Source organism: Martinezella sp. CNPSo 3957, assembly GCF_057784395.1.
The window spans coordinates 26,275-49,547 of record NZ_JBXSOU010000010.1 but is presented as its reverse complement, the minus strand read 5'-3'; the positions used below and the strand labels follow the sequence as shown (position 1 = coordinate 49,547).

The following is a 23,273-nucleotide window of genomic DNA, read 5'->3' as shown; positions in this document are numbered from 1 at the left end:
TGCGTCCGAACGATCCTTCTGATAATCTCCTCAAATCGGGAAGGATCATCAAGTCACAGTGGATAATCCGAGGACAATATGGATCGGTTGACCAGCCTCGCAGTCTTTGGCCGGGTGGTGGAATGTGGCGGTTTTTCTGCCGCCGCCCGCCGCCTCAACATGTCGGTCACCATGGTAGGCAACCATGTGCAGTCATTGGAAGATCACCTCGGCGTGCGGCTTCTGAACCGCACGACCCGCCGGGTCAGCCTGACGGAAACCGGCAAATATTATTATGAGCGATCCTCGCAGATCATTGCCGATCTCGAGGAGGCCGACCGGACGGCGGGCGCGCTTAGCACCATGCCGCGCGGCACGCTGAAGCTCTATACCAGCGGCGCCATCGTGCGTTTCCTGCTCCCCGTCGTCAACGAGTTCATGACGCTATATCCGGCGATCTCGCTTGATTTCAACGTCGGCGAACGGTCGATCGACATGGTTGAGGAGGGCTACGATCTGATGATCCGAACCTTGCCGGCACCGGACTCGACGCTCGTCGCGCGCAAGCTCGCGCCTTGGCGCCATATGCTCGTCTGCTCGCCCGAATATCGTGAAACGCATCCTATGCCGAAAGTGCCGGCCGACCTCGCGGAGCATAATTGCCTGCAATATACCTATTATCCCTACGGCGACGAATGGCGTTTCGAAGATGCTGACGGGAAGCAAGTGAGGGTCAAGATCTCAGGCAATGTCATCTCGAACAATGCCGAGACGCTCCGCTTTCTTTTGGCAAGCGGACAGGGCATTTTTCTGGCCCCGAGCTTCATCGTCTTCGAAGAGGTCGCCGCCGGCCGTCTCGTGCGTGTCATGCCCGACTACCGCGCCGTGGAATTCACCATCAGCGCAATCTATCCCAACCGCAGTCATCTGCCGACGAAAGTGCGTTTGTTCATCGACCTTTTGGCAGAGCGTTTCGTTGAGCACCGCAAGTGGATGACCTGAACGCGCCTTGATTTTGCAAGAATGTGCTCCTAAAAAAGGTCATAAGTGCCCCTTTTTTAGGAGCCTGCCATGACAATGATCAACTTAAAGGATGCCAAGGCGTCGTTTTCCCATATCATCGATCAGGTTGTAGCCGGTGAGTTTGTAACAATTACCCGTCATGGGCGTGCCGCAGCCGTCGTTGTCAGCGTGAAGGCAGCCGAAGAGGCAAAAAAGCGATCCGGAAGGGCCGACCGAGCCTAGTTCAATACCTGAAGACCTTTCCCGCTGATCTCAATCCTACCGAGGATGTTTTCTCCAGAAATCCCGCTCCATCTCCCGAGGTCGATTTGTGAGCTTTCTTCTCGACACCAACGCGATCTCCATGTTCGCTCCGTCCAAAGCCAGCGCATCGAATACGTTTGCCGAATGGGTGGATGAACAGGATCGGCAGGATGCGATCTACCTTTCAGCCCTGACGATCCACGAGATCGAAAAGGGCGTGCGATTGTTGGAAGCAAAAGGCGCCAAAGCAAAGGCTGCGGGAATTCATACCTGGCTGCAGGGATTGATTGCCGGCTATGGTGATCACATCCTGCCCGTCGACAAGGACATCGCTCTTGAATCCGGGAGGCTCGAGGCGAAAGCAGTCATCGCCGGGCATAGTCCCTGCACGGCGGATGCGATGATCGCGGGAACGGCAAGCATTCACAATGCTGACCGTGATCACCGCCAATCTCAAACACTTCCTGCCCTTCGGCGTAGCCGTCAAGTCACCGGATCAGGTGGGGCGCTGACGCCGTCTCGACAGAATATTTGGTGTCTTTACCGCTGTGTCAGTGATCAGATGGCGGTAAAGCCGTTGTCGACGAAAAGATGGATGCCGTTGACGAAGTTGGACTCGTCGGAAGCAAGATAGAGGGCGGCCCGCGCCACATCCTCGGGTTCGCCGATCCGCCCTTGCTGGGCCGCGATTGCCGCATCCGAAACATCGACGCCCAGAGCCTGCAACTCCGCCACTTCGCGCAGCCCGTGCGGCGTGCGGATGAAGCCGGGGCAGACGGCATTGCAGCGGATATTGCGATCGCGGAACTCGACACCGATAGCGCGGGCAAACATGTGCACCGCTCCCTTCGTCGTGTCATAGAGCACTTCCATCGGAGTTGCGGCAACAGCCGAGATCGACGAGGTGCAGACGATGGAACCGCCGCCGGCTGCGATCATGCCCGGCAGCACAGCCTTGGTCATCAGGAACATCGAGCGGACGTTGACGCCATGCAGCCATTCCCATTCCTCAAGCGTCGTTTCGAGGAACGGCTTGATGACGATGGTGCCGGCATGATTGAAGAGCACCGTTACCGCACCAAAGCGGTCTTCGATGCTTTTGACCGCCGCATTGACGGCCGCTTCATCCGAAACATCCGCGACCCAATGATCGGCGATGCCGCCGGCATCGCGAATTTCGCGCACGGTCTCAGCCGCCGCATCGCCGTTTCTGTCGATGATCGCCACCTTGGCGCCTTCCGCCGCAAACAGGCGCGACGCTGCACCGCCCATGCCGGTGGCGCCGCCCGAAATGATGGCAATCTTGCCCTTGAGCCTATCCGTCACGCATTTCCCCCATCCGCCACACGCGCAAAATCGATGCCGATGCGACCCTTTGCCGATGCCAATCAAAACTCTCGGAGATGCCGAGGGTCATTGCGAAAGATGCGCTCGGTTGCAGTTCGAGGCAAGGATGATCAGGGGACAGATTCTGAATTTCCCCTCAGCGCAGATAGTGAATGTGCGGCCGGGCGTGGTGAGGAGAGGTCTCGATCCTTGCCTCAACGGCAAAGACATTTCTCAGCAAATCTTCCGTCAGCACGTCTTCCGGGGTTCCGGAGGCCACGACCCCGCCTTGTTGCATGATGATCAGCTGATCACAGAACATCGCGGCGTGGTTGAGATCGTGGAGAGCGATGATGCTGGTGACGGGCAGGCCGGCAACCAAGCGCATCAGACCGATTTGATGCTGGATGTCGAGATGGTTGGTCGGCTCATCGAGGATCAGTTCCTTCGGCGACTGTGCCAAAGCCCGCGCAATGTGAGTGCGCTGTTTTTCGCCGCCCGACAGGCTCTGCCATCGGTCCTCGCGTTTCTCCTTCATGCCGGCGCGCTCGAGAGCGTCTTCCACGGCCTCATCATCTGCCGATGTCCAGCCTGAGAACATCGAGCGATGCGGAAACCGACCGAGCTTGACGACGTCGATGACCCTGAGATTGGCATTGGTTGTGCTGTGCTGCTCGACGAAGGCGACACGCCTTGCGATCGAGCGGCGGGACATCTGCTGCAGATCCTTCTCTTGCAGGGTGATGCGGCCGGAGTTCGGCCGTTTCAGCCCCGCAAGCAGACGCAGAAGCGAGGTCTTGCCGGAGCCGTTCGGCCCGAGGAGACCAAGCATCGTGCCTGCAGGCGCCTCGAAAGAGACGCCGTTGAGAACGGTCTTCGCGCCGATTTTCCAGGTGATATTGTCGGCCTTTATGCTCATGATGCCCGCTGGAGCCGGTAGAGAATGATGGAGAAGAAGGGAACGCCGACCAGCGCCGTGACCACGCCGATCGGCAGAACCTGCTGCGGAATAAGGATGCGGGAGGCGATATCGGCGAGAACCATGAAGATGGCGCCGGTAATTGCACAGGCAGGCAGCAACCGGATGTGAAGCGGTCCGACGACGAAGCGCGCCGCATGCGGGACGACCAGACCGACGAAGCCGATCGTGCCGACCATGCTGACGATGGTTGCCGTGATGACCGCGGTCAGCGCAAACAGAATGATGCGGGTGCGGCCGACATTTACGCCGAGCGAGGCGGCCGCCTCGTCGCCAAAAGCGAAAGCGTCAAGCAGACGCGAATAGAACAGGCAGACGATCAGACCCAATCCGACGACAATCGACACCAGGGCAAATTCCGGCCAGCGCACACCACTGAAGCTTCCGAGCAGCCAGAACATAACGTCGCGCGCCTGCTGGGCATTGCCGGAGGTGGTGACGACGTAGGATGTCGCTGCATTGAATAGCTGCGACGTGGCAACTCCCGCCAAAATCGTTCTGTCCGGGCCACCGCGTGCTCCGTTCGAAAGCACTGCGACGAGGATAAAGGCCGCAAAAGCACCGGCGAAGGCACCGGCGGAGAGCGAAACGGCGCCAGCTCCGATCCCGAGAATAACGACAGCAACCGCGCCGGTGGAGGCGCCGGCGGAGATGCCGAGCACGTAAGGCTCGGCCAAGGGATTGCGCAGCATGGACTGCATGATCGCACCGCAAAGCGCGAGACCCGCGCCGCAGAATACGGCGACCAAAGCGCGGCTCAGCCGATATTCCCAGATGACGGTTTCATGGATGCGATTGAGCTCGACCGAGGTCCAGCCCAACTTGTTCGTGATGGCGAAATAGGTCGTGGAAAGCGGGATGGGCATGTCGCCGATCCCCACACTGATGCCGACCACCAGCGCGATCGCTGCAAGACACGCCAGAAAAAGTCCGGCAGGGGCGGCGACCCGCGGCAAAAGGCTACCGGACTTACTGGTTTCCGCCACGATGCTCACCTGAGGCCGAGTGCCTTCAGCTGCTCAGCCACCTGTTCGGCGCCGAAAATTGTCTGCACGCTCGGATTCATTGCCTGCGCGGGCATGATCACCATGGCCTTGTTCTTCACCGCCGTCATCTGGCTGGTCGCCGGATCGGTCGTTAGGAACTTGATCTTCGCCTGGACTTTGTCGAGTTCCCAGCGATTGCGGTCGACCTGCGTGACCACGATGACGTCGGGATTGCTAGCGATGATGCTTTCCCAACCGAGCTGCGGCGATTCCGCATCGGTTTTGATGGCGTTGGTTCCGCCGAGAAGGTCGGCGATATAGCCAGACGGGCTGTTTTTTCCGCCGACATAGGCATCTGCAGACGGGGATGGGCTGGAGAACCAGAAGACATAGGAGAGCTTCTTGCCATCCTTCGGCACATTTGCGCGCAGTGCCTCTTCCCGCTTTTTCAGATCCGTGATCAGCGCCTCGCCCTTGTCTCGGACATCGAAAATCTGCGAGAGCTCGTCGATTTCCTGGTAGAGCGTGCTCATGTTCCAGATCTGGCTACGGGCGGCATAGCCGTATTTGTCCTGAGAGGCTCCCTGGGCTGGGCACATACTGGGGGAAACATAGGTCGGAATATTGAGCTTTTCGAAGTCCTCGCGCTTTGCCACCTTGCTGCTCGGTCCTATCAGGGTTGGGAGCGCGGCAGTGACAAAGTCAGGATTTTCTGCGAGGATCGATTCAAAGGTCGGGAACTCGACCGTCAGCAGCTTGACCTTGGAATTGGCTTCCGCAAGCTGCGGCAGAACCTTGTTGGGCCAGAACGCCGTGCCGACCATTTTGTTTTCGAGGCCGAGCAGGAGAAGAATTTCGGCGCTATTCTGGCCGAGCCCGATCGCGCGCTCCGGAGCCTTCTGAAACGTGACCTTGACGCCGCAATTATCGATGGTCAGTGGATAGCTGGTCGAAGCGGCAGTGGCTGCCGCCGTGGTGAACCCAAGGGTCGCGCAAAGAGCTGAAACGGTCAAAACTGATTTCAATATGGTCACGAAAATATCCTGATGACTATTGTCGACGAGATCGAACGAAGGCGCGTGCGCGATATAGACGTGTCACCGGATCAAAACAAGATAAAAAAAGTCATATTATTTATACGACGCGCGTTTATAAACTTGCCCGCCATGCATTCTCGAGAGAAGACGTAATTCTCATCGGTCTCGATCTACTATGTTGTCCTCACGCCGGGCTCTGGAAAGGAGCAGGCGATTCATCTCAGGAACGAAGCGAACGATCCCGAAACCCGCCATTTCCAGGATCTTCCTGGAAGCTGTGTTTTCAGGATGGGCAAAGGCGCGGACTTCGCCAAGCCGCAGCTCCCCGTCGGCAAAATGTAGTGCCGCGGCGACCAATTCCGATGCGTAGCCATATCCCCAGGCGTCCCGACGGAAAAAGTATCCGAGTTCGCAGCCCCAGCCTGGGTCAAACGGATCATCGTACAAGCCGCCCCAGCCGATGATTCTTGCGTCATTCTTTCTGACAACGGTCCAGGGTGCATATCCATCGCGCCGCCGGCACCATTCGTGAACCGCGATCCTGCGACGGCATTCGCCAGGCGTCACGTCCGCATGCGTATGCTTCATGGCCTCCTTGTCGCCCAGAAATTCGAACAGAGCAGGAGTATCGGACAGCCGCGAAGGACGGAGCAGCAGCCGCGGCGTTTCGATCTGCGATCCGATGTTTCTCATATGATTTCGCTTTCCATATTCGAGTCCTTCTTAAAGCGATTGGGCCATAGGCCGACTTTGCTGCAGAGTGCGCACGTTTTCACGCTGACCGAGTGGCAGGGTTATGATGGTAAGCCAGTAGTCGCTAACCGGAAATAGTGCCGATCAGGGTGGAGAAATGTGATCTCGGGCCTATTTCACCAATCCGGGAGTTGGAGAGAAGGAGGAGTAGAACAATGGCAAAGAACGCGATTTGCCTGTGGTACGACAAGGACGCAGAGGCCGCCGCCAATTTTTATGTCGAGACTTTTCCAGATAGTGCCATGGGTGCCGTCATCCGCGCACCGGGAAACTATCCGGAGGGCAAGCAAGGCGATGTGCTGGTCGTCGAGTTCACGGTTGCGGGTGTTTCCTGCGTCGGCTTGAATGGCGGTCCGATGTTCAAACACAACGAAGCCTTTTCATTTCAGATCTACACCGAAGATCAGGAAGAGACGGATCGTTATTGGAACGCCATAGTAGGCAACGGCGGCCAGGAAAGAGAATGCGGCTGGTGCAAGGACAGATGGGGTGTCTCCTGGCAGATCACGCCGCGTGTTTTGATGGAGGCGCTGCGCGAGGGCGGCGATCAGGCAAAGCGGGCTTTCGACGCGATGATGACCATGAGGAAGATCGATGTGGCCGCGATCGAAGCAGCACGCCGAGGCTGACGCGCGAAGCCCTTCCTCAAATATATCCTTTATCTAGATCGCCGATGCCGCGGCAATTTGCGAAGGCGGCGGCGTCGACGCCATGATTGCTTTTATTCAAGACTCCATTAAATATGGTTTCAGGAATATGCAGCCGGCTGTTGTAGATCGGATATCGGCAACTTATCCTTGATCAAATGAAGCGGTGGCCGTTGGCGTTTGACTGGTGAGGTTTGCAGAGGATGGCCGCACGAAACGCCGCCAGCTGGAATCATTGCAAGGTCAGTGTCGTCTTCAGCGGGCGAAATCCGCGTGACCGGCGCAGCAGCCAAGGAATTTGGCTGATCGAACCTGTCAGCCTTGATAAAGGCTACTTTCCATACAGAGATTGGCCACAGGCTGCCATATGCTTGCGACTGTCTCGGCGCCGGCGGGTTTTTGATAGAATTGCCGTGAAATCCCGTCGCGCCGACACCAATAGAATTTCTCCCGACCTGTTCCCGAAGAGTAGAGCTGACACTCATGATAAAACGCATGATCATCATGCTGATCGTCATAGGCCTGATCCTTGGCGGGATCTTCGGCTTCCAGGCATTCAAGAATCGCATGATTGCGGCCTACCTGGCTAATCTCAAGGCGCCACCGCAGACCGTCTCGACAATCACCGCGGCAGCGAGCCCATGGCAGACGACGCTGCAATCGATCGGCAGCTTCAATGCCGTCGAAGGCGCCAATCTTTCGGCGCAGGTCCAGGGCATCGTCCAGAAGATCGGCTTCGAAGACGGCCAGGACGTCAAGAAGGGCGATCTCATCGTGCAGCTGCTTGCCGATCAGCAGATCGCGACGCTTGAACAATACAAGGCGACGATGGCCAATGCTCAGATCGCCTATGACCGCGATTCCAAGCTGATCAAGGCGAATACCATCGCGCAAAGCCAGGTCGACAGTGATCTGGCGACATGGAAGGCGGCGCAGGCGCAGGTCGCCTCCCAGCAGGCGTTGATCGATCAATATTCGATCCGCGCTCCCTTCGATGGCCATCTCGGCATCAGGCTGGTCAGCCTCGGTCAGTACCTATCGGCTGGAACCGCGGTCGTCACCTTGCAGTCGCTCGATCCGATCCAGTTCGATTTTTCGATGCCGCAACAGGCTCTGTCACAGCTGAAGGTCGGCCAAGCGGTAACGGCGACGGTCGATGCCTATGGGAATCAGACTTTCGACGGCAAGATCACGGCGATCAGCCCGCTCGTCGATACGCAGAGCCGCAACATCACCATCCGGGCAACCTTCCCCAATTCCGATCGCAAGCTGCTGCCGGGCATGTTCGGCAACATAACGGTGGTGGTCGGGGAGCCGAAGGAATACATCTCCCTGCCGCAGACAGCCGTCACCATCAATCCTTACGGCAACGTCGTCTATGTGGTGACCGACAAGGGCAACGGGGCGGATGGAAAGCCGCAGCTTGTCGCCAATCAGAAGTTCGTCAGCACCGGGCAGGCGCGGGGTGATCAGATCTCCGTGACCAAGGGCTTGAATGCGGGCGAAGTGGTGGTCACGTCAGGCCAGCTGAAACTCAACAACGGCTCGCCTGTCATCATCAACAACGAAGTCCAGCCGTCGAACGATCCCAATGCGAACCCGGCGAACCCCAACTGAGGTGTGGCGATGAATATCACCGATATCTTCATCAAGCGCCCCGTTCTTGCTCTCGTGGTCAGCGCGTTGATTATCGTGATCGGCTATCAGTCGTTCCGCTCGCTGACCGTGCGACAATATCCGCAGACGCAGAACGCCGTCGTCACGGTGACGACCACCTATCCCGGTGCGGCGCCCGACGTCATTGCCGGCTTTATCACGACGCCGCTCGAAAACGCCATCGCGCAGGCCAACGGCATCGATTACATGACCTCGACGAGCACCAGCGGCACGTCGACCATCACCGTCAACCTACGGCTCAACTACAGCGCCGATGCGGCGATGACCGAAATCAACGCCAAGGTATCTTCCGTTCTCAATCAACTGCCCACGGGAACGCAACAGCCGATCATGACGGTTTCCATCGGCCAGTCGATCGATGCCATGTATATCGGCTTCCGAAGCGACGTTCTGGCCAGCAACCAGATCACTGATTATCTGACGCGCGTGGTCCAGCCGAAATTGCAGGCGGTCAACGGCGTTCAGACGGCCGAAATCCTCGGCGCGCGAACGTTCGCCCTGAGAGCCTGGCTGCAGCCGGACAAGCTTGCCGCCTATGGCCTGTCGGCCGGCGATGTCTGGACCGCGCTCAGCGCCAACAATTATATCTCCGGCATCGGCACCACGCGCGGACAGATGACGCAGACGGTGCTGACGGCCAGGACCGACCTGCATTCGACGGATGAATTCAGGGAAATGGTGGTCAAGCAGATCGGCAGCACGATCGTGCGGCTGAAGGATGTCGCGACCGTGGCGCTCGGATCCCAGAACCCTGACGTCCAGATCGGTTTCGATGGGCAGGACGGTGTGTTCATGGGCATCCAGATCGCCCCGACCGCCAACCTGCTCGACGTGATCGCCGGTGTGCGCGCGGTGTTTCCGAGCATCCAGCAGCAATTGCCGCAGGGGCTCGAAGGCTACATCGTCTACGATTCCAGCACCTTCGTCACCACCTCGATCGATGAGGTCGTAAAGAGCCTGGTCGAAGCTCTTGTGATCGTCATTTTCGTGGTCTTCGCCTTTCTCGGTTCGCCGCGATCGGTCGCCATTCCCGTCGTCGCCATCCCTCTGTCGCTGGTCGGCACTTTCGCGATGATGCTGATCTTTGGCTTCTCTATCAATCTTTTGACGTTGCTCGCCCTGGTTCTGGCGATCGGCCTCGTCGTCGATGACGCCATCATCGTGGTGGAGAATGTCAACCGCCACATCGAAGAGGGATCGACACCCATGAGGGCGGCGCTGGACGCGGCGCACGAACTGGTCGGGCCGATCCTCGCTATGACGGTGGTGCTGATCGCCGTCTACGTGCCGATCGGTTTCCAGGGCGGCCTGACGGGCGCATTGTTTACGGAATTCGCTTTCACGCTGGTCGGCGCCGTTACCGTATCCATGATCATTGCGCTGACGCTGACGCCGATGATGTGCTCGCGCATCCTGAAGCCGCATTTGACCGATCGCAGCGGCTGGGAAGAGCGTATTTCCGACTTCATCGATCGCCGCTTTTCGGAGATCCATCGGCCCTATGTGCGCATGCTGCATGGCAGCCTGAACACCGTGCCGGTGGCACTGGTCTTTGCCGTGATCGTGCTTGGCAGCATCTATTTCCTCTATACCAGCGCCAAGAGCGAGCTGGCACCTAACGAGGACCAGGGTTTCCTGGCCGCGCAGGTAACGAACCCTCCCAATGCAACGCTTCAGCAGAAGCTGCTCAATTCCAACCAGGTCTCCAAGATCTTCCGCAGTTTCCCCGAAACCGACAAGACGTTGCAGGTCGAGGTGCCGGGCACATCCTTCGAAGGCATGGTGCTGAAGCCCTGGGATCAGCGTACGAGAACGGCCGATCAGCTGCAGCCGCTGGTTCAGGCCGATCTGGCAAAGATCGCCGGCGGACAGTCCGTCGTCTTCCAGATACCGCCGCTGCCTGGCGCCAGCGGTCTGCCCGTGCAGTTCGCCATCGGCAGCACCAGCGGCTTCGAACAGCTCAACGAGGTCTCCACCGCCTTCCTGCAGGAAGCGCAGAAATCCGGCGAGTTCATCTTCCTGACGAAGGATCTCTACGTCGATAATCCGCAATATTCCATCCAGATCGACCGCAGCAAGGCCTCGGCCCTCGGCCTGTCCATGAACAATGTCGGCTCGGCGTTGGCCTCCATGCTGGGCGGCGGCTATGTCAATTATTTCAGTATCGACAACCGTTCCTATCAGGTCATCCCGCAGGTCGAGCAACGGTCACGCCAGACCATCGATCAGATCATGAACTATCCGATCGCAAACGTGAACGGCAACAAGATCCCGCTTTCGGCGATCGCGACGGCGAAACTCCAGGCGACGCCGCGCTCGGTTGCGCACTTCCAGCAATTGAACTCGGCCACCATCTCCGGCGTGCCGGCGCCCGGGGTTGCCGTCGGCGATGCGCTCAACACGCTGAAGTCGATTGCGGCGCGGACATTGCCGCAAGGCTACTCGGTCGACTACGGCGGACAGTCGCGCCAATATGTGCAGGAATCGAGCGGCATGGCGACGACGTTCGCGCTCGCCCTGATCATCGTGTTCCTGGCGCTTTCGGCGCAGTTCAACAGCTTCCGAGACCCGTTCATCATCCTCGTGTCCGTGCCGATGTCGATCGCAGGCGCGCTCGCCTTCATCAGCCTCGGCATCGGCGGCGCGTCGATGAACATCTATACCCAGGTCGGGTTGGTGACGCTGATGGGGCTGATCAGCAAGCACGGCATTCTGATCGTCGAGGTGGCAAACACGCTGCAGGCCGAAGGAAAGACTAAGCGCGAAGCCATCGAAGGCGCTTGCGCCATCCGCTTGCGGCCGATCCTGATGACGACAGGCGCCATGGTTCTCGGCGTCGCGCCGCTGATCCTGGCGACGGGAGCAGGGGCTGTCGCCCGCTTCAACATGGGCCTTGTGATCGCCGCCGGTCTTGCCATCGGAACGCTGTTCACGCTCTTCGTCGTGCCTGCGGTCTATATGCTGCTCGCAGCCGACCATCACAAGAAGGCTGCGCCCGAGGCAGAGCCGGCTCCTGCACATTGAGTGTGCCGGCCGCCGAGGCGGCCGTTGCGATGATCCGGCTGTCTGCTCGAGCGGCTAAAAGCTTCGTGCAGACTGGCCCTTGTAAGGCCGGAGGCATGCTCTTTACGCCGGGATTGCCATATCGAGTTCCGCCTGGCGTCCGAGGCGGGTCATCCATTCGACAAAGTCCGGCCGTCCCTTGATCTGCCGGCCATAATGGCGGGCAAGTGCCGCCTTCAAGTCGCCGTTCCTGCCGAGTTGCTCGTCGGCAAAGCCGATCATTTGAGAGTTCGGCCAGGCCTGCGGGCGGATGGCAATCAGGCGAGCAAAGAGGCTCTCCCCCGATTCTTCGGGGTTTGATTGCGCCATCAATGAGAGCATGGCTGCGGTCGAGCGCGACACGCCCATGTGGCAATGCACCAGCAGGTGGCTCGGCGCCTCAGCGTCTTGCTGCGCTTGAAACTCGGCGCCGAATTTCAGGATCGCTTCGACATGTTCCGGCTGCGGCATCACGCGCCCGGGCGCTGACGCTATGATGTCGTGAAAACGCAACGTCGTGCGATGGTGTTCGGCATAGGAATGGAAGACGTCGAGCTCGGGATATTCCGGATCGAGGAGGGAAAGCACGTGGGTGACGTTTCGCACGCGCTGATCGGGCAGCTCCTCAATGCCACAAACCGTGAGTTCGGGAGAAAGAAGCACGCTCATTGTCATATCCTTCAAATCAGCTGGCGATTCCGCTGTTCGCGATACGATAAGTGCCATCGCTCTGAAGTGAAAGCGCTTTTTACTCCCTGCTAGCCCCGCCCCAGGGCTGGAGCGGATTCCATTCCGGCAATCTGCTTCTCGGGAACAAAACGCCTGCAAGTGCGGTTCGCTCGCACCGGACGGCACGATGATGCGCTGTGCCGGTTTCTGCTGGGAGGCAGTCATGAGCGACTATCAAATAGATGACAAAAGTGAGGTCGTCGAGCCGTCAAAGCCGAGAATTTTTGAAATCCTGGGGCCGGGCTTGGTCACCGGCGCCTCGGACGACGACCCGAGCGGGATCGCGACCTATTCGCAGGCCGGAGCGCAATTCGGGTATATCGCGAGTTGGACCCTACTCCTGACCTATCCGCTGATGGCTGCCGTGCAGATGATCAGCGCGCGCATCGGCCGGACTACGGGACGAGGTTTGGCGGGCAGCATGGCGAAGTGTTATCCCAGATGGGTGGGGATAAGCATCACCTTTCCGCTCCTGATCGCCAATGTCATCAATCTCGGCGCCGATCTCGGTGCGATGGGAGATGCCGCGCATTTGCTGCTGAGCGGCAATTCGCTGATTTACGTCGCTGCCTTCGGCATCATTTGCATCCTTCTGCAGGTGCTTCTCAAATATAAGCGTTACGTTGCAGTCCTGAAATGGCTGAGCCTGGCGCTTTTATCCTACATCGCGACCCTGTTCGTGGTGCATATCGATTGGTCGCCTTTCACCCGCGGACTGCTGCTGCCGACCTTCAAGACCGATCCGAACTACTGGTCCATGATCGTCGCAATTTTCGGAACGACGATCAGCCCTTATCTGTTTTTCTGGCAGGCGTCCCAGGAGGCCGAAGATCTGAAGGAGAAGCCACAGCAGGAACCGCTTGTGAAACACCCTCAGGAGGCGAAAAGGGCGGACACTCGCATCACGTTGGACACCCTCATCGGCATGGCGGCATCCAATATCGTCGCGCTCGCGATCATCATGACTACAGCAGCCACGCTTAACAAGGCCGGTGCGACAAGCATCGAGAGTTCCGTCGATGCAGCGAAGGCGATCGAGCCGTTGGCCGGACAATTTGCCAAGATCATTTTTGCCACAGGGATTATCGGAACAGGCCTTCTGGCTGTTCCAGTTCTCGCAGGGTCGGCTGCATATGCTGTCGGGGAGGCGGCGCGGTGGAAGGTCGGGCTGTCACGCGAGCCGAGCGAGGCGAAGGCTTTCTATACGACGGTGGGCTTGGCGACGGTGGTGGGCATGCTGTTGAACTTTACGCCCATCCCGCCGATGAAAGCCCTGTTCTGGAGTGCCGTCATCAACGGTGTCGTCGCGGTTCCAGTTATGGTAATCCTGATGCTGATCGCCACCAATCGCGACGTCATGAAACAGTTCGTCATCCGGGGCGGGTTGAAAGCGCTTGGCTGGATCGCCTGCGCTAGCATGTTCGTTGCCGTGATCGGCATGGCCGTGACCGCATTTATGTAGGAACGATCGGACGAAGCAAATGGCCGTTTCGGCTGACGATGGTTCAGGCGAAACGTCGGCAGATGCCCCATAGCGGCCGAGTGCACTACCCGAAATGTCGGGTAGTGACATATTTATAATCGTCAGAGCGGTCTGACGTTTTCCGCCTTTGTCTTGCCTGTCTTCCGATCCTGACCGAGGTCGTAGGAAACGGACTGTCCCTCCCGAAGCACGTTGCCGTATTGCAGGGCGGAGACATGAACGAAAACGTCAGGTCCTCCACTTTCCGGCGTAATGAAGCCGAAGCCCTTGTCTGTATTGAAAAACTTAACCGTGCCAGTTGGCATGATATCCCCATATCTTTGCGTTTGATTGCGGCGGCAACCTAGCGGGCAACCGCTGTCAGATCAAGCATATCTGCTCCAGCTACCTAAAAATGCCTATGATCAGACCACTGAACGCGCCGTACGCTGAATTGCGTCGAAGATTTTTTTGCGCCCAATTGCCCCGCTCGGCCACCTTGGGCCGCGGCTTGATTCTCATGTGGGAACCAAAGCGGAGGAGGACGGTTTGGATTGTCACCGGTCGGTCGGACGCGTGCGGGACGAAATGCATGGTCCTCTTGTAGCGGCAAGGCGTTGCCCCGCCTGGGAGACCACCGAGTTCAGGGAGGTGTAAGATGGAAATCTATCATCGATATCGCGAGAACGCGGTGCCGTCCGGTTCTATCGTCGTCAAGTTCTACCATTCTGGCGATAAGATCCGGGGATTCCTGCGCAAGGTCACGCCGCCCGGTGAGGATGACACCATCTTTCCGGGCGAGGAGATGGAGCCCGATGACGCTTTTCGGGCAACCCGCAACAAAATGTCCGGCGAAATCATGCGGCCGATTTACGTCGAATTGTCGGAAGGCGTGAATTGGAACCCGGCATGGGGTCAGCTCGAATGAGCTGAGTCGATTACGCTGGCCGATGTTGCGGTCGGGACTTTGGAATTTCCCGCCGATGCCGCCGCAGGTGCTTCGTAGGGGCTACACTCTCCTTTTGCGGGGTTAGTCCAAGGCACTCGTTCAGTCGCCGGGCGTCGGCCGGCGCTCGTACCTTCACATCATTGTCGAAATAGACATAGACGTCGCGGCCACGCTGTGGCTGTTTCAGCGGCTCCAGGACACGGTTGGCCTTGGTCGGCTCGCGCCCGTGCGCCCAGTCGTCGATCCGTTCTGCCCAGACCTTCAGAGCCTCGTCGTCATATCCGCTGACATATAGCTCCTCCGAGCCATGCAGGCGGCAATAGACGAAGTCTGCGGTGACATCCATGAGCAAAGGCCATTCGACGGTATCTGCGCAGACGAGCCCGATTTTATGCTTCCGCAAGAGTTCGATGAAGTCGGCGTCCACGAAGCTCTCGTTGCGGATTTCGAAGGCATGGCGGAGCGGTCTTTTTTCTTCTGCCTGCAGCCAATCGCGACCGTTCAGCCGCTCGTCGTGCCGCTTGGCCAGGTGGGCGGCTTCATCGGTATCTTTCGGCAGCATCTTTATGAAAGAGGAAAATAAGACAGGGTCGAAGCGCAGTCGCGGAGGAAATTGCCAGAGGATCGGGCCGAGCTTTTTTCCCAGGCGCAGCACGCCGGACGCTATGAAATTGGCAAGCGGCACTTCGACATCGCGCAGCCTGCGCAGATGGGTTATGTAGCGGGATCCCTTCACCGCGAAGACGAAATCACCCGGTGTCGTATCCCGCCACCTGGCAAAAGTCTCGGGAGTTTGAAGGCCATAGAAAGTGCCATTGATTTCGATGGATGGAAACTGCGAGGAGGCGTAGGCGAGCTCCCCTTTCTGCGGCACGTTATTCGGATAGAAAACACCGCGCCAGGGAGCGTAAGTCCAGCCTGAAATACCGATACGGATGGTTCCAGTTCTTTTCATGTTATCTATTGCGCTTGCATCGGATTGCGTTCATGCGGGACATTGCCGATGTCCAACGTCCTGTCGTCTCAAGTGACGTTGATCGAAGGCAAGAATGACATGACTTCGCTGCGCTGTCTGGGTGGCAATGTCTCGATCTCTTTTTTCCAGAAGGCTTCGGCTTCGAGCGGATCGGCCTCCCAACTGTTCGTCGATAGGATGTTGTCATCCATTACCAGCAGTCTTTTGCCGCCGAGCCTCAGATATTCGTCGGCGAGCTCTTGAGCACTGTTCATCATGATTCTGCTCCTGGAATGATCCACCTGCCGCCGGCGATCCAAATTATGAATGCCGGCGACGAGCGGAGTGAAATTCAGCTGACATTTTTTACGCTCACCAGCCGCTGTCACTGCGGGCAATTGCCGCTCGATGTGCTGTCACTCGACTGGCTGCTGCTTTGTGTATCCGTACCTTGCGCGGTATTCTTGCCGGTCTTCATGGCATTGCAATCCTGCGATTGACCATTGGAATTTGGGGTGCCATTGGTTCCTATCGTATTGTTACCAGTACCTCCATTTCCGCTGGGAGTAGCTCCGTTCTGCGAATTGGTTCCGGCACCGTTACCGCTGCCTGAACTACCGGTGCCGGCAGCGCCGGAGCCCGATTGCTGCGCCATGGCTGCTGTCGCCATGCCGATCGAAAGGGCACATACCGCGATCATTCTCGTCAACATTGGTATTTCCTCTTTTGGCTTTGCTGCCTTCAAACTCGGAAACCGCGCCGTTGTTTCCGGATTTTTGGATTTTTCGTCCGTTGGGAGCGGATCGGGGGCACCTGTTCGAATGCCGGGAACAAGCCGTTCGTATGAAAGGCGGGGTTCCTTTTTACCAGTGGCCCCTTTTTTACCAGTGGCCCCTCATGTCTTCCTTTAAAGATCGCCCTGTTATCAGCGACTTTCAGCAGCCCGGCCAGGCTCCAAGCGGTGATCCGCTTCTGGGCGCGATCGATAGCGACCTGTCGTCCTGTTTCGACCTTCTGCAATTATTTGGTTTCTCTGGGAACAAGCTCTGGATGCAACCGTTCCCTTGAAAGATGCCAGGGGTATCCCGAGTAGGAAACGCTCCGAAGCATCCTGATATGCATCACCGCGCATAGCGAGCAGCAAATCTGCACAACTCATCAGGTCGTTTTGTTCCAACGACTCCTGAGTGTGCTGACGCGCGTCGCGCCTCGGCAGCAGGCGAGTCCCGGCATTGCGATCCAATGCCGCCGGATACCGCTATGCGCTGCTTCCCAAGGAGAAGGCTTGTGAGCGATATGTACCGAACGGCCGGTCTGCAAGATGAAATCGTTGAGCTTATTCCGGCTCTTCGCGCCTTTGCGCGTAGCTTTCACAGAAATGTCAACGACGCCGATGATCTGGTCCAGGAAACCCTGACGAAAGCGCTGGCCAATCTCGACCAATTCGATTGTGGCACGAGACTGAAATCCTGGCTGTTCACGATCATGCGCAATACGTTCTGCACCAAATTCCGTATCAACAGGCGCGAAGCTCCCGGCGCCGACAAATGCGTTTCCGGCGATGGAGTAGCGCAGCCATCACAGGAATGGACCATTCGGGCGAAAGAGCTTGAGGAGGCATGCAATCTATTGCCGGAGCATTATCGCTCGGTGCTTCAATACGTTGTCATCGAAGGGCGGTCCTACGATGCTGCCGCGGAAAGATTCGGTTGTGCGATCGGCACGGTGAAAAGCCGGATCAACCGTGCTCGCCAGCAATTGGCGGCGCGCCTCGGCGAAGAGGGTTATTGACGATCTTATTATCCACCAACCCTGCCTCCACCGCGAGACCTCCGGCTTTGTGTGGGTTTCCATCTGTTCCCGCGTATGCCCGTCAGATGGAGGTTCCTGATCCGATGCGGAGACCTCTGCAAGGCCGCTCTATATCGGAGGAGTTGAGGAACAAATGCCAATATCCAGTGTTCGATCCAACGGGAAGCGGACACCCAGAAGAACGAGAGGCAGGAGATGGGAGGATGGGATGTACGATGTCATTGATGTGGAATTTACGACGCTTTGGACCAAGCCAGTCCGCCTTGCAGCCAGTGGTCGAGACGATCAGATGATCCGGGGGCCTGAAGAGGCAATTCATTTCCTGTCACGACGATGGCCCTGTGAAAGAAGCTCAGCTTACATCAATGCGAAGGCACAATGCGCAGCAGCCGTTTTGCACAGGGTTCCCATCGAGGCATCAAGAGCTGCTTTCGTGACCGCCTGCCTCGATGCACGCCTTGTGTTGGAGCAGGTACAGCCATGAAAACCGGGAGCGACGATAGGAACTCCGAAAACGATGCATATGAGCTCGGCAGAAGGGCCTTTGCGAAAGGGGCGTGCAGCGACAACAATCCGTTTCCACAGGGCGATCAACGGCGCGATCAATGGGCGCATGGCTTCACGGATGCGCAGAAGATTCGCAGTGATCAGCATAGGCCTGGCCACCCGCCAAATTGATCGCACGTGATTGCCAAGGGCGGAGACCTGCCTCAGCGCCCGCTTTCCCGTTCGTTGATCTCGATCTGGCCTTTCTCCGCTAGGATGGGCAGGGCGATATTGTGTTGTGCCTCGTCCATCTCCTGGACAGTGACAAGCGTTCCTCCCTGTTCCAGCGCCGCCGCATAGGCTGTGCGCTGTTCTTCATGAAAGAAGATGCCCCTCAACGCGTCGAGAAAGCCCATATGATCGATTGGTGTTGTGTCAGGCCGATTACCGGGCGTCATCGTGATCGCGTCTTTCGGAATGCCGGCGTCCATCAATTCCTGGGCCGCCGCTTCCGCATCATATTCGTCAGCGAAGAACGCACTGAGTGCGAGGGGGCCCGGTTTGCTTTGATTGCTCATGAGGATTTCTCCTTTTGGATGTCCCTATCGATCTAACGAATGTCGGTTGCCTGGGTTCCCCGCAGGACCACGGTCGTAGTGATGGAACAAACAGAAGGGCGATTAGTTGATCGTTGGAGAATCTGGAACCATTGCGAGCCCCCAATGCTCGAGAGATTTGCTTTGGCCGGCGCAGGCCCTTCGTTAGCGTATGAACATGCAGACGCAGAAACACTCGACGAGCTGCGTGACGATGCGCAATCATGCCAACGCTGCGACCTTTATCGCAACGCCACTCATCTTGTATTCGGCGAAGGGCCTCGCACCGCTGAAATCGTCCTCGTCGGCGAGCAACCCGGCGACAAGGAGGATCAGGCTGCTCGGCCTTTCGTTGGGCCTGCGGGCCGGCTGCTGGATCAATGCCTTGTTGAGGCGGGGGTGGATCGCGATCGCTGCTATGTCACCAACGCCGTCAAGCATTTCAAATATCAGATGCGCGGCAAGAAGCGTTTGCACGCTCGGCCGAATGCCGGAGAGATACAACGTTGCGCCTGGTGGTTAGGCGCGGAACTCGAGCTGCTGCAGCCAAAACTGGTCGTCGCACTCGGCGCAACCGCCGTATCTTCCCTGCTGGGGACGAAGGTGAAGGTCATGCGCGATCGCGGACATATCCTGCATTCGTCCGCAAAGCTCGATGTTCTCGTGACCATCCATCCCTCGGCGCTGCTGCGGATCAGGGAGGCTGACGAGAGAGAAAGAAACCGGGCCGCCTTCATCCAGGATTTGAAAAAGGTCACGCGCTTTCTATAGGGCTGACCACCTCTTCATTGAACCGCCGAAGTCAGATTGAGCAAGACAAAAGCAAAGGTCATGTCATGGCTGACAATCAATCCACAACCATGGAAACCCGGTCGGACCGGCCGACACACCAGGCTTCAGATGAAATCGAGCGTCGGACGGAGGCTCCACAGAAAGCAAAGCGGCCCTCCTTCCTTCGCCGGCATCCCTTCTGGATCCTGTTCGCGGCCGTAGCTCTGGCCGTTCTCATTGCCGCCGGATGGTTCGCATGGAAGGTGTATTTCTATCCCTACGAGACGACGGACGATGCCTTCGTTGACGCTCGCAATTTCTCCGTTGCCGCCAAGGTCTCCGGCTATGTTTCCCACGTGCCGGTGACCGACAACCAGCATGTCAAGGCGGGCGATGTCATCCTGCGGATCGAGCCGCGGGATTACCAGATCGCGCTTGACCAGGCAAACGCGCAGATAGAGGCCGCCAAGGCCTCCGTTGATAGCGCCAGCGCCCAGATCGAGGCGGCTGCCGCTTCCGTCGATGTGGCAAAAGCGCAGCTGAATTCGGCCAACGCGGCCCTGCAATATGCGCAGCAGGAGGCCAATCGCCAGCAACAGCTGGTCAAATCCGGATCCGGCAGCGTGCAGGCGGTGCAGCAGGCAGCGTCCACCTTGCAGCAGGACCAGGCAAGTCTCGCCCAAATGCAGGCGAACGTGACATCCGCGTTGAAGAACAGGGCTGTGGCCGAGGCGCAGAAATCGAGCGCGCTGGCAAGCCTCAAGCAGGCGCAGGCGCAGGCCGAAGAAGCCCAGCAAAATCTCAGCTATACGACGATAACCGCTGCGCAGCCCGGCCGTGTCGTCCGTCTCACCGGCGCAAAGGGCCAGTTCATCGATGCCGGCCAGGCGATCGCGACTTTCGTCCCGGATGAGATCTGGATCACAGCGAATTTCAAGGAAACGCAGTTGACCGACATGCGTCCGGATCAGCCGGTGGATGTGACGATCGACGCCTATCCGGATCATACGCTGCACGGCAAGGTGGCCTCCGTCCAGCCAGGCTCCGGCACCGCTTTTTCACTCTTGCCGGCGGAAAATGCGACCGGCAACTATGTGAAGGTCACGCAGCGCGTACCGGTGAAGATCGTCGTTGACCAATGGCCCGCCGATCTTCCCATCGGCCCCGGCATGTCCGTCGTGCCGACGGTCACGGTCCGGCCGAGGAACTGAGATGAGCGGCGCAGCAACGGCAAATGGAGGCGCGGCCTCATCCGAGCGTGCCACGAACCCTTGGCTCATTGCCATCGTCGTGTCGCTCGCGACCTTCATGGAGGTGCTGGATACTACAATCGCCAATGTGGCGTTGCGCTACATTTCCGGCGGCCTTGCCGTCAGTTCCGATGAAGCCTCCTGGGTGGTGACGACGTATCTCGTCTCGAATGCCATCGTGCTCGTTGCCAGCAGCTACTTTGCGGAACGGTTCGGCCGACGGCGGTTTTATCTTCTGTGCCTCGCAACGTTCACCATCGCTTCCATCCTGTGCGGGTTGTCCTGGAACCTCGAGACGTTGCTGATCTTTCGGGTGATCCAGGGTTTTGCCGGCGGCGGCATGGTGCCGACATCGCAGGCGATCCTGGCGGATGCCTTCCCGCCGGCAAAGCGCGGGCAGGCTTTTGCGCTTTTCGGCGTCGCCGTGGTCGTCGCGCCGGTCATCGGCCCGACCCTGGGCGGCTATCTCTCGGACAATCTTTCCTGGCACTGGTGTTTTCTCATCAACGGTCCCGTCGGCGTCTTCGCCTTCATCCTCGTTTATGCCCTGCTCAAGGAAACGCCGAAGACGAAGCAGATGCGCGAGGAGTTTCGGCGCAAGGGCGTGCGCTTCGACATTGTCGGCTTTCTGCTGGTTGCGACATTTCTCGGTTCTCTGGAGCTTACGCTCGATCGAGGGCAAACCGATGATTGGTTCGGTTCCAACTTCATCATCCTGACGGTGACGATCTGCCTGCTATCTTTTCTTCTTGCCATTCCATGGGTTCTGACGAAGGCCAATCCGATCATCGATGGCTGGCTGCTCGGCACACGACAATTCGGCTCCTGTTTCATCGTCATGATGGCGGTCGGGGCGATCCTGATCGCAACGACGCAGTTCATTCCCGAAGTCGTACAGCAGAACTACGGATATACCGCGACATGGGCGGGGCTGGCATTGTCCCCGGGTGGTCTTGTTACCATGGTCATGATGTTCGTTGCCGGACGCGTCAATTCCGTGATTCAACCGAAATATCTGATTGCGGTCGGTGCGGCGATCATTGCGGCATCCATGTGGCAATTGACCAGGCTTTATCCGGGATTGAACTTCAGTTTCTTTGTCTGGTCGCGCCTCTATATAGGACTTGGCCTACCGCTGATCTTCATTCCGATCACCTCGGCTTCCTATTACGGTCTGAGACCGGAGCAAACCAATCAGGCATCCGCCATGATCAATGCCGCCCGAAATATTGGCGGTTCGATCGGCGTCTGCATTGCGTCGAATGTGCTTGCCCATCGCGAGCAGTGGCACCAGAGCCGGCTCGTCGAGCACATCACGCCATCTTCACCCGCCTATCACGACGCGCTGCAAACCATGACACGCTATTTTGCCGAGAAGGGAGCGACCATGGCGGATGCGAAGGCGCAGGCGACCGCCTGGGTCGGCCAGCAGGTGCAGACCCAGGCGAGCTTCCTGGCCTATATCGATGTATTCCATGTGTTGATGCTGATCGTGCTCTGCGCCATTCCACTCGCCTTGATCCTCAGCAATGTCGATCTCAAGGAGGGCGGCGGCGGTGGCATGCATTGAGTCTCGGCCGCAATAGCATCATGCCAGGGAACCAGGAAATGCCGGAGATCGTTCTCTTCCTATTGGAGAGAAAATTATGGCTCCACGTTCTTTCTGGAAAGGCTATCTCAAGCTGTCGCTGGTGACTTGCCCGGTCGCCATGGCGCCGGCGACAAGTGATAATGAAAAGGTTCGTTTCCACACGCTCAATAGAAAGACAGGCAATCGCATCGTCAGCCAATACGTCGATTCCGTCACGGGCAAGGCGGTGGATGAGGACGATGAAGTGAAGGGCTATGAGCGCGGGGAGAATGACTATGTCATGCTTGAGGATGAGGAACTCGATGCGGTCGGCCTTGAAAGCACCCGGACGATCGACATCGAGATGTTCGTGCCGCGCGACAGCATCGAATGGATCTGGTTTGATACGCCGCATTACCTCACGCCCGACGATACTGTCGGAGAGGAGGCCTACTGCGTCATCCGCGATGCGATGGCCGCGAGCCGCATGGTCGGCATATCCCGGCTCGTCATGTATCGCCGCGAACGTGCCGTCATGCTCGAGCCCAGAGGTAAGGGGATCGTCCTTTGGACCCTGCGCTTCGGCGACGAGGTGCGTGATGAACGGAACTATTTTGGAAATATCGGATCAGAGCCGGTGGACGGCAAGCTGATGAAGCTGGTGGGCGAGCTGATAGATGAACGAACGAAATCGTGGGACCCGGCGATGGTTTCGGACCCAGTTCAGGAAAAGCTGCTCGATATCATCGCCGCCAAGAAGAAAGGGCGCAGGCGGCCCGCCAAGGCAAAGGTGGAAGAAGCCGCAGCACCCAGCAACGTCATCAGCATCATGGATGCCCTTCGCAAGAGCCTTTCGCAGGAAAAGGGCGCAAGGAGACGCTAGAGCATTTCCGCTTTTCTTCGAATCGCGAAAGCGCTCTATCTTCTTGTTTTTACGCAGTTCCGGACGCAAAACCGCTTCGCACTTTTCCTGGAACTGCGCTAGTCACCTGCTGGTTTTC

Annotated in this window: 27 protein-coding genes; 15 read left to right on the top strand and 12 right to left on the bottom strand. The window is 58.1% G+C overall.

All coding sequences use genetic code 11. The features are described 5' to 3' along the window. Positions 1–78: 78 nt before the first annotated feature. The 3 genes from AC13QE_RS22145 (at position 79) to AC13QE_RS22135 (ending at position 1,879) form a co-directional block, all read left to right on the top strand. Positions 79–981, top strand: a complete 903-nt coding sequence (locus AC13QE_RS22145; RefSeq protein ID WP_488485259.1) for a LysR family transcriptional regulator — start codon at positions 79–81, stop codon at positions 979–981. 69 nt (positions 982–1,050) lie between these two features. Continuing rightward, positions 1,051–1,224, top strand: coding sequence for a type II toxin-antitoxin system Phd/YefM family antitoxin (locus AC13QE_RS22140; RefSeq protein ID WP_488485258.1), 174 nt, complete (start codon positions 1,051–1,053; stop codon positions 1,222–1,224). 121 nt (positions 1,225–1,345) lie between these two features. Then, the gene (locus tag AC13QE_RS22135; RefSeq protein WP_488485386.1) at positions 1,346–1,879 is read left to right on the top strand and encodes a PIN domain-containing protein; all 534 of its coding nucleotides are present in this window, start codon (positions 1,346–1,348) and stop codon (positions 1,877–1,879) included. Here AC13QE_RS22135 and AC13QE_RS22130 read toward each other — a convergent pair. The 5 genes from AC13QE_RS22130 to AC13QE_RS22110 form a co-directional block, all read right to left on the bottom strand. Continuing rightward, positions 1,804–2,571, bottom strand: a complete 768-nt coding sequence (locus AC13QE_RS22130) for an SDR family NAD(P)-dependent oxidoreductase (RefSeq protein WP_488485257.1) — start codon at positions 2,569–2,571, stop codon at positions 1,804–1,806. The two genes, AC13QE_RS22135 and AC13QE_RS22130, sit on opposite strands and share 76 nt — an antisense overlap. Before the next feature lie 157 nt (positions 2,572–2,728). Next, complete coding sequence (locus AC13QE_RS22125) at positions 2,729–3,490, bottom strand: ABC transporter ATP-binding protein (RefSeq protein ID WP_488485256.1); 762 nt, start codon at positions 3,488–3,490, stop codon at positions 2,729–2,731. Further along, complete coding sequence (locus tag AC13QE_RS22120; protein ID WP_112413131.1) at positions 3,487–4,506, bottom strand: FecCD family ABC transporter permease; 1,020 nt, start codon at positions 4,504–4,506, stop codon at positions 3,487–3,489. The genes AC13QE_RS22125 and AC13QE_RS22120 overlap by 4 nt, the downstream gene beginning before the upstream one ends. 35 nt (positions 4,507–4,541) lie before the next feature. Continuing rightward, positions 4,542–5,570: an ABC transporter substrate-binding protein gene (locus tag AC13QE_RS22115; protein WP_488485255.1), complete on the bottom strand. Its 1,029-nt coding sequence runs from the start codon at positions 5,568–5,570 to the stop codon at positions 4,542–4,544. A gap of 159 nt (positions 5,571–5,729) precedes the next feature. Continuing rightward, positions 5,730–6,266, bottom strand: a complete 537-nt coding sequence (locus AC13QE_RS22110) for a GNAT family N-acetyltransferase (protein ID WP_488485254.1) — start codon at positions 6,264–6,266, stop codon at positions 5,730–5,732. Between the two features lie 215 nt (positions 6,267–6,481). On the opposite strand from AC13QE_RS22110, the gene AC13QE_RS22105 reads away from it, so the two are divergent. Further along, on the top strand, positions 6,482–6,955 hold the full coding sequence (locus tag AC13QE_RS22105; protein WP_488485253.1) for a VOC family protein: 474 nt from the start codon (positions 6,482–6,484) through the stop codon (positions 6,953–6,955). A gap of 119 nt (positions 6,956–7,074) precedes the next feature. On the opposite strand, the gene AC13QE_RS22100 is transcribed toward AC13QE_RS22105, so the two are convergent. Then, positions 7,075–7,491, bottom strand: coding sequence for a hypothetical protein (locus AC13QE_RS22100; RefSeq protein WP_488485252.1), 417 nt, complete (start codon positions 7,489–7,491; stop codon positions 7,075–7,077). Here AC13QE_RS22100 and AC13QE_RS22095 point away from each other — a divergent pair. Together AC13QE_RS22095 and AC13QE_RS22090 are read left to right on the top strand one after the other, a co-directional pair. Then, positions 7,469–8,590 (top strand): efflux RND transporter periplasmic adaptor subunit, encoded by a 1,122-nt coding sequence (locus tag AC13QE_RS22095; protein WP_488485251.1) that lies wholly within the window; start codon positions 7,469–7,471, stop codon positions 8,588–8,590. The two genes, AC13QE_RS22100 and AC13QE_RS22095, sit on opposite strands and share 23 nt — an antisense overlap. A gap of 9 nt (positions 8,591–8,599) precedes the next feature. After that, complete coding sequence (locus AC13QE_RS22090; protein ID WP_488485250.1) at positions 8,600–11,674, top strand: efflux RND transporter permease subunit; 3,075 nt, start codon at positions 8,600–8,602, stop codon at positions 11,672–11,674. 102 nt (positions 11,675–11,776) lie between these two features. Here the strand turns inward: AC13QE_RS22090 and AC13QE_RS22085 are convergent, their stop codons facing one another. Continuing rightward, positions 11,777–12,361 (bottom strand): tyrosine phosphatase family protein, encoded by a 585-nt coding sequence (locus tag AC13QE_RS22085; protein WP_488485249.1) that lies wholly within the window; start codon positions 12,359–12,361, stop codon positions 11,777–11,779. 223 nt (positions 12,362–12,584) lie between these two features. On the opposite strand from AC13QE_RS22085, the gene AC13QE_RS22080 reads away from it, so the two are divergent. Further along, positions 12,585–13,883 (top strand): NRAMP family divalent metal transporter, encoded by a 1,299-nt coding sequence (locus tag AC13QE_RS22080; protein ID WP_488485248.1) that lies wholly within the window; start codon positions 12,585–12,587, stop codon positions 13,881–13,883. Positions 13,884–14,005: 122 nt separating this feature from the next. Here the strand turns inward: AC13QE_RS22080 and AC13QE_RS22075 are convergent, their stop codons facing one another. After that, entirely contained in the window at positions 14,006–14,209 is a 204-nt protein-coding gene (locus AC13QE_RS22075; RefSeq protein WP_015343887.1) for a cold-shock protein, read from the bottom strand. Between the two features lie 332 nt (positions 14,210–14,541). Here AC13QE_RS22075 and AC13QE_RS22070 point away from each other — a divergent pair, with 332 nt between their 5' ends. After that, positions 14,542–14,811, top strand: a complete 270-nt coding sequence (locus AC13QE_RS22070) for a hypothetical protein (protein ID WP_488485247.1) — start codon at positions 14,542–14,544, stop codon at positions 14,809–14,811. Between the two features lie 10 nt (positions 14,812–14,821). Here the strand turns inward: AC13QE_RS22070 and AC13QE_RS22065 are convergent, their stop codons facing one another. The 3 genes from AC13QE_RS22065 to AC13QE_RS22055 form a co-directional block, all read right to left on the bottom strand. Further along, a complete protein-coding gene (locus tag AC13QE_RS22065) occupies positions 14,822–15,787 on the bottom strand; it encodes a DUF72 domain-containing protein (protein ID WP_488485246.1) in 966 nt (321 codons plus the stop codon). Positions 15,788–15,855: 68 nt separating this feature from the next. After that, positions 15,856–16,176 (bottom strand): hypothetical protein, encoded by a 321-nt coding sequence (locus tag AC13QE_RS22060; protein WP_488485385.1) that lies wholly within the window; start codon positions 16,174–16,176, stop codon positions 15,856–15,858. Further along, entirely contained in the window at positions 16,173–16,499 is a 327-nt protein-coding gene (locus AC13QE_RS22055; RefSeq protein ID WP_488485245.1) for an oxidoreductase, read from the bottom strand. The genes AC13QE_RS22060 and AC13QE_RS22055 overlap by 4 nt, the downstream gene beginning before the upstream one ends. 14 nt (positions 16,500–16,513) lie before the next feature. On the opposite strand from AC13QE_RS22055, the gene AC13QE_RS22050 reads away from it, so the two are divergent. From AC13QE_RS22050 to AC13QE_RS22040, 3 genes are all read left to right on the top strand, one after another. Next, positions 16,514–16,855, top strand: a complete 342-nt coding sequence (locus AC13QE_RS22050) for a hypothetical protein (RefSeq protein WP_488485244.1) — start codon at positions 16,514–16,516, stop codon at positions 16,853–16,855. Positions 16,856–17,083: 228 nt separating this feature from the next. Continuing rightward, positions 17,084–17,578, top strand: coding sequence for a sigma-70 family RNA polymerase sigma factor (locus AC13QE_RS22045; protein ID WP_488485384.1), 495 nt, complete (start codon positions 17,084–17,086; stop codon positions 17,576–17,578). A 229-nt stretch (positions 17,579–17,807) separates the two neighbouring features. Beyond that, positions 17,808–18,083, top strand: a complete 276-nt coding sequence (locus AC13QE_RS22040; protein ID WP_132720308.1) for a DUF982 domain-containing protein — start codon at positions 17,808–17,810, stop codon at positions 18,081–18,083. Positions 18,084–18,309: 226 nt separating this feature from the next. On the opposite strand, the gene AC13QE_RS22035 is transcribed toward AC13QE_RS22040, so the two are convergent. Further along, a complete protein-coding gene (locus tag AC13QE_RS22035; RefSeq protein ID WP_488485243.1) occupies positions 18,310–18,663 on the bottom strand; it encodes a hypothetical protein in 354 nt (117 codons plus the stop codon). 144 nt (positions 18,664–18,807) lie between these two features. Between AC13QE_RS22035 and AC13QE_RS22030 the strand changes: the two genes are divergently transcribed. The 4 genes from AC13QE_RS22030 (at position 18,808) to ku (ending at position 23,155) form a co-directional block, all read left to right on the top strand. Then, positions 18,808–19,452: a UdgX family uracil-DNA binding protein gene (locus AC13QE_RS22030; protein ID WP_488485242.1), complete on the top strand. Its 645-nt coding sequence runs from the start codon at positions 18,808–18,810 to the stop codon at positions 19,450–19,452. Between the two features lie 65 nt (positions 19,453–19,517). Continuing rightward, a complete protein-coding gene (locus AC13QE_RS22025) occupies positions 19,518–20,663 on the top strand; it encodes an HlyD family secretion protein (RefSeq protein ID WP_488485241.1) in 1,146 nt (381 codons plus the stop codon). 1 nt (position 20,664) lies between these two features. Beyond that, positions 20,665–22,272, top strand: a complete 1,608-nt coding sequence (locus AC13QE_RS22020; RefSeq protein WP_488485240.1) for a DHA2 family efflux MFS transporter permease subunit — start codon at positions 20,665–20,667, stop codon at positions 22,270–22,272. 76 nt (positions 22,273–22,348) lie between these two features. Next, a complete protein-coding gene (gene ku / locus AC13QE_RS22015; RefSeq protein ID WP_488485239.1) occupies positions 22,349–23,155 on the top strand; it encodes a non-homologous end joining protein Ku in 807 nt (268 codons plus the stop codon). The last annotated feature ends 118 nt before the right edge of the window (positions 23,156–23,273 follow it).

What these genes read in the sequence shown, in the direction of transcription:
- AC13QE_RS22145 (WP_488485259.1), top strand. Translation starts at nt 79, where the DNA reads ATGGATCGGTTGACCAGCCTCGCAGTCTTTGGCCGGGTGGTGGAATGT.
- AC13QE_RS22140 (WP_488485258.1), top strand. Translation starts at nt 1,051, where the DNA reads ATGACAATGATCAACTTAAAGGATGCCAAGGCGTCGTTTTCCCATATC.
- AC13QE_RS22135 (WP_488485386.1), top strand. Translation starts at nt 1,346, where the DNA reads ATGTTCGCTCCGTCCAAAGCCAGCGCATCGAATACGTTTGCCGAATGG.
- AC13QE_RS22125 (WP_488485256.1), bottom strand. Translation starts at nt 3,490, where the DNA reads ATGAGCATAAAGGCCGACAATATCACCTGGAAAATCGGCGCGAAGACC.
- AC13QE_RS22110 (WP_488485254.1), bottom strand. Translation starts at nt 6,266, where the DNA reads ATGAGAAACATCGGATCGCAGATCGAAACGCCGCGGCTGCTGCTCCGT.
- AC13QE_RS22105 (WP_488485253.1), top strand. Translation starts at nt 6,482, where the DNA reads ATGGCAAAGAACGCGATTTGCCTGTGGTACGACAAGGACGCAGAGGCC.
- AC13QE_RS22095 (WP_488485251.1), top strand. Translation starts at nt 7,469, where the DNA reads ATGATCATCATGCTGATCGTCATAGGCCTGATCCTTGGCGGGATCTTC.
- AC13QE_RS22100 (WP_488485252.1), bottom strand. Translation starts at nt 7,491, where the DNA reads ATGACGATCAGCATGATGATCATGCGTTTTATCATGAGTGTCAGCTCT.
- AC13QE_RS22090 (WP_488485250.1), top strand. Translation starts at nt 8,600, where the DNA reads ATGAATATCACCGATATCTTCATCAAGCGCCCCGTTCTTGCTCTCGTG.
- AC13QE_RS22085 (WP_488485249.1), bottom strand. Translation starts at nt 12,361, where the DNA reads ATGAGCGTGCTTCTTTCTCCCGAACTCACGGTTTGTGGCATTGAGGAG.
- AC13QE_RS22080 (WP_488485248.1), top strand. Translation starts at nt 12,585, where the DNA reads ATGAGCGACTATCAAATAGATGACAAAAGTGAGGTCGTCGAGCCGTCA.
- AC13QE_RS22075 (WP_015343887.1), bottom strand. Translation starts at nt 14,209, where the DNA reads ATGCCAACTGGCACGGTTAAGTTTTTCAATACAGACAAGGGCTTCGGC.
- AC13QE_RS22070 (WP_488485247.1), top strand. Translation starts at nt 14,542, where the DNA reads ATGGAAATCTATCATCGATATCGCGAGAACGCGGTGCCGTCCGGTTCT.
- AC13QE_RS22065 (WP_488485246.1), bottom strand. Translation starts at nt 15,787, where the DNA reads ATGAAAAGAACTGGAACCATCCGTATCGGTATTTCAGGCTGGACTTAC.
- AC13QE_RS22055 (WP_488485245.1), bottom strand. Translation starts at nt 16,499, where the DNA reads ATGTTGACGAGAATGATCGCGGTATGTGCCCTTTCGATCGGCATGGCG.
- AC13QE_RS22045 (WP_488485384.1), top strand. Translation starts at nt 17,084, where the DNA reads ATGTACCGAACGGCCGGTCTGCAAGATGAAATCGTTGAGCTTATTCCG.
- AC13QE_RS22040 (WP_132720308.1), top strand. Translation starts at nt 17,808, where the DNA reads ATGTACGATGTCATTGATGTGGAATTTACGACGCTTTGGACCAAGCCA.
- AC13QE_RS22035 (WP_488485243.1), bottom strand. Translation starts at nt 18,663, where the DNA reads ATGAGCAATCAAAGCAAACCGGGCCCCCTCGCACTCAGTGCGTTCTTC.
- AC13QE_RS22030 (WP_488485242.1), top strand. Translation starts at nt 18,808, where the DNA reads ATGCTCGAGAGATTTGCTTTGGCCGGCGCAGGCCCTTCGTTAGCGTAT.
- AC13QE_RS22025 (WP_488485241.1), top strand. Translation starts at nt 19,518, where the DNA reads ATGGCTGACAATCAATCCACAACCATGGAAACCCGGTCGGACCGGCCG.
- AC13QE_RS22020 (WP_488485240.1), top strand. Translation starts at nt 20,665, where the DNA reads ATGAGCGGCGCAGCAACGGCAAATGGAGGCGCGGCCTCATCCGAGCGT.
- ku (WP_488485239.1), top strand. Translation starts at nt 22,349, where the DNA reads ATGGCTCCACGTTCTTTCTGGAAAGGCTATCTCAAGCTGTCGCTGGTG.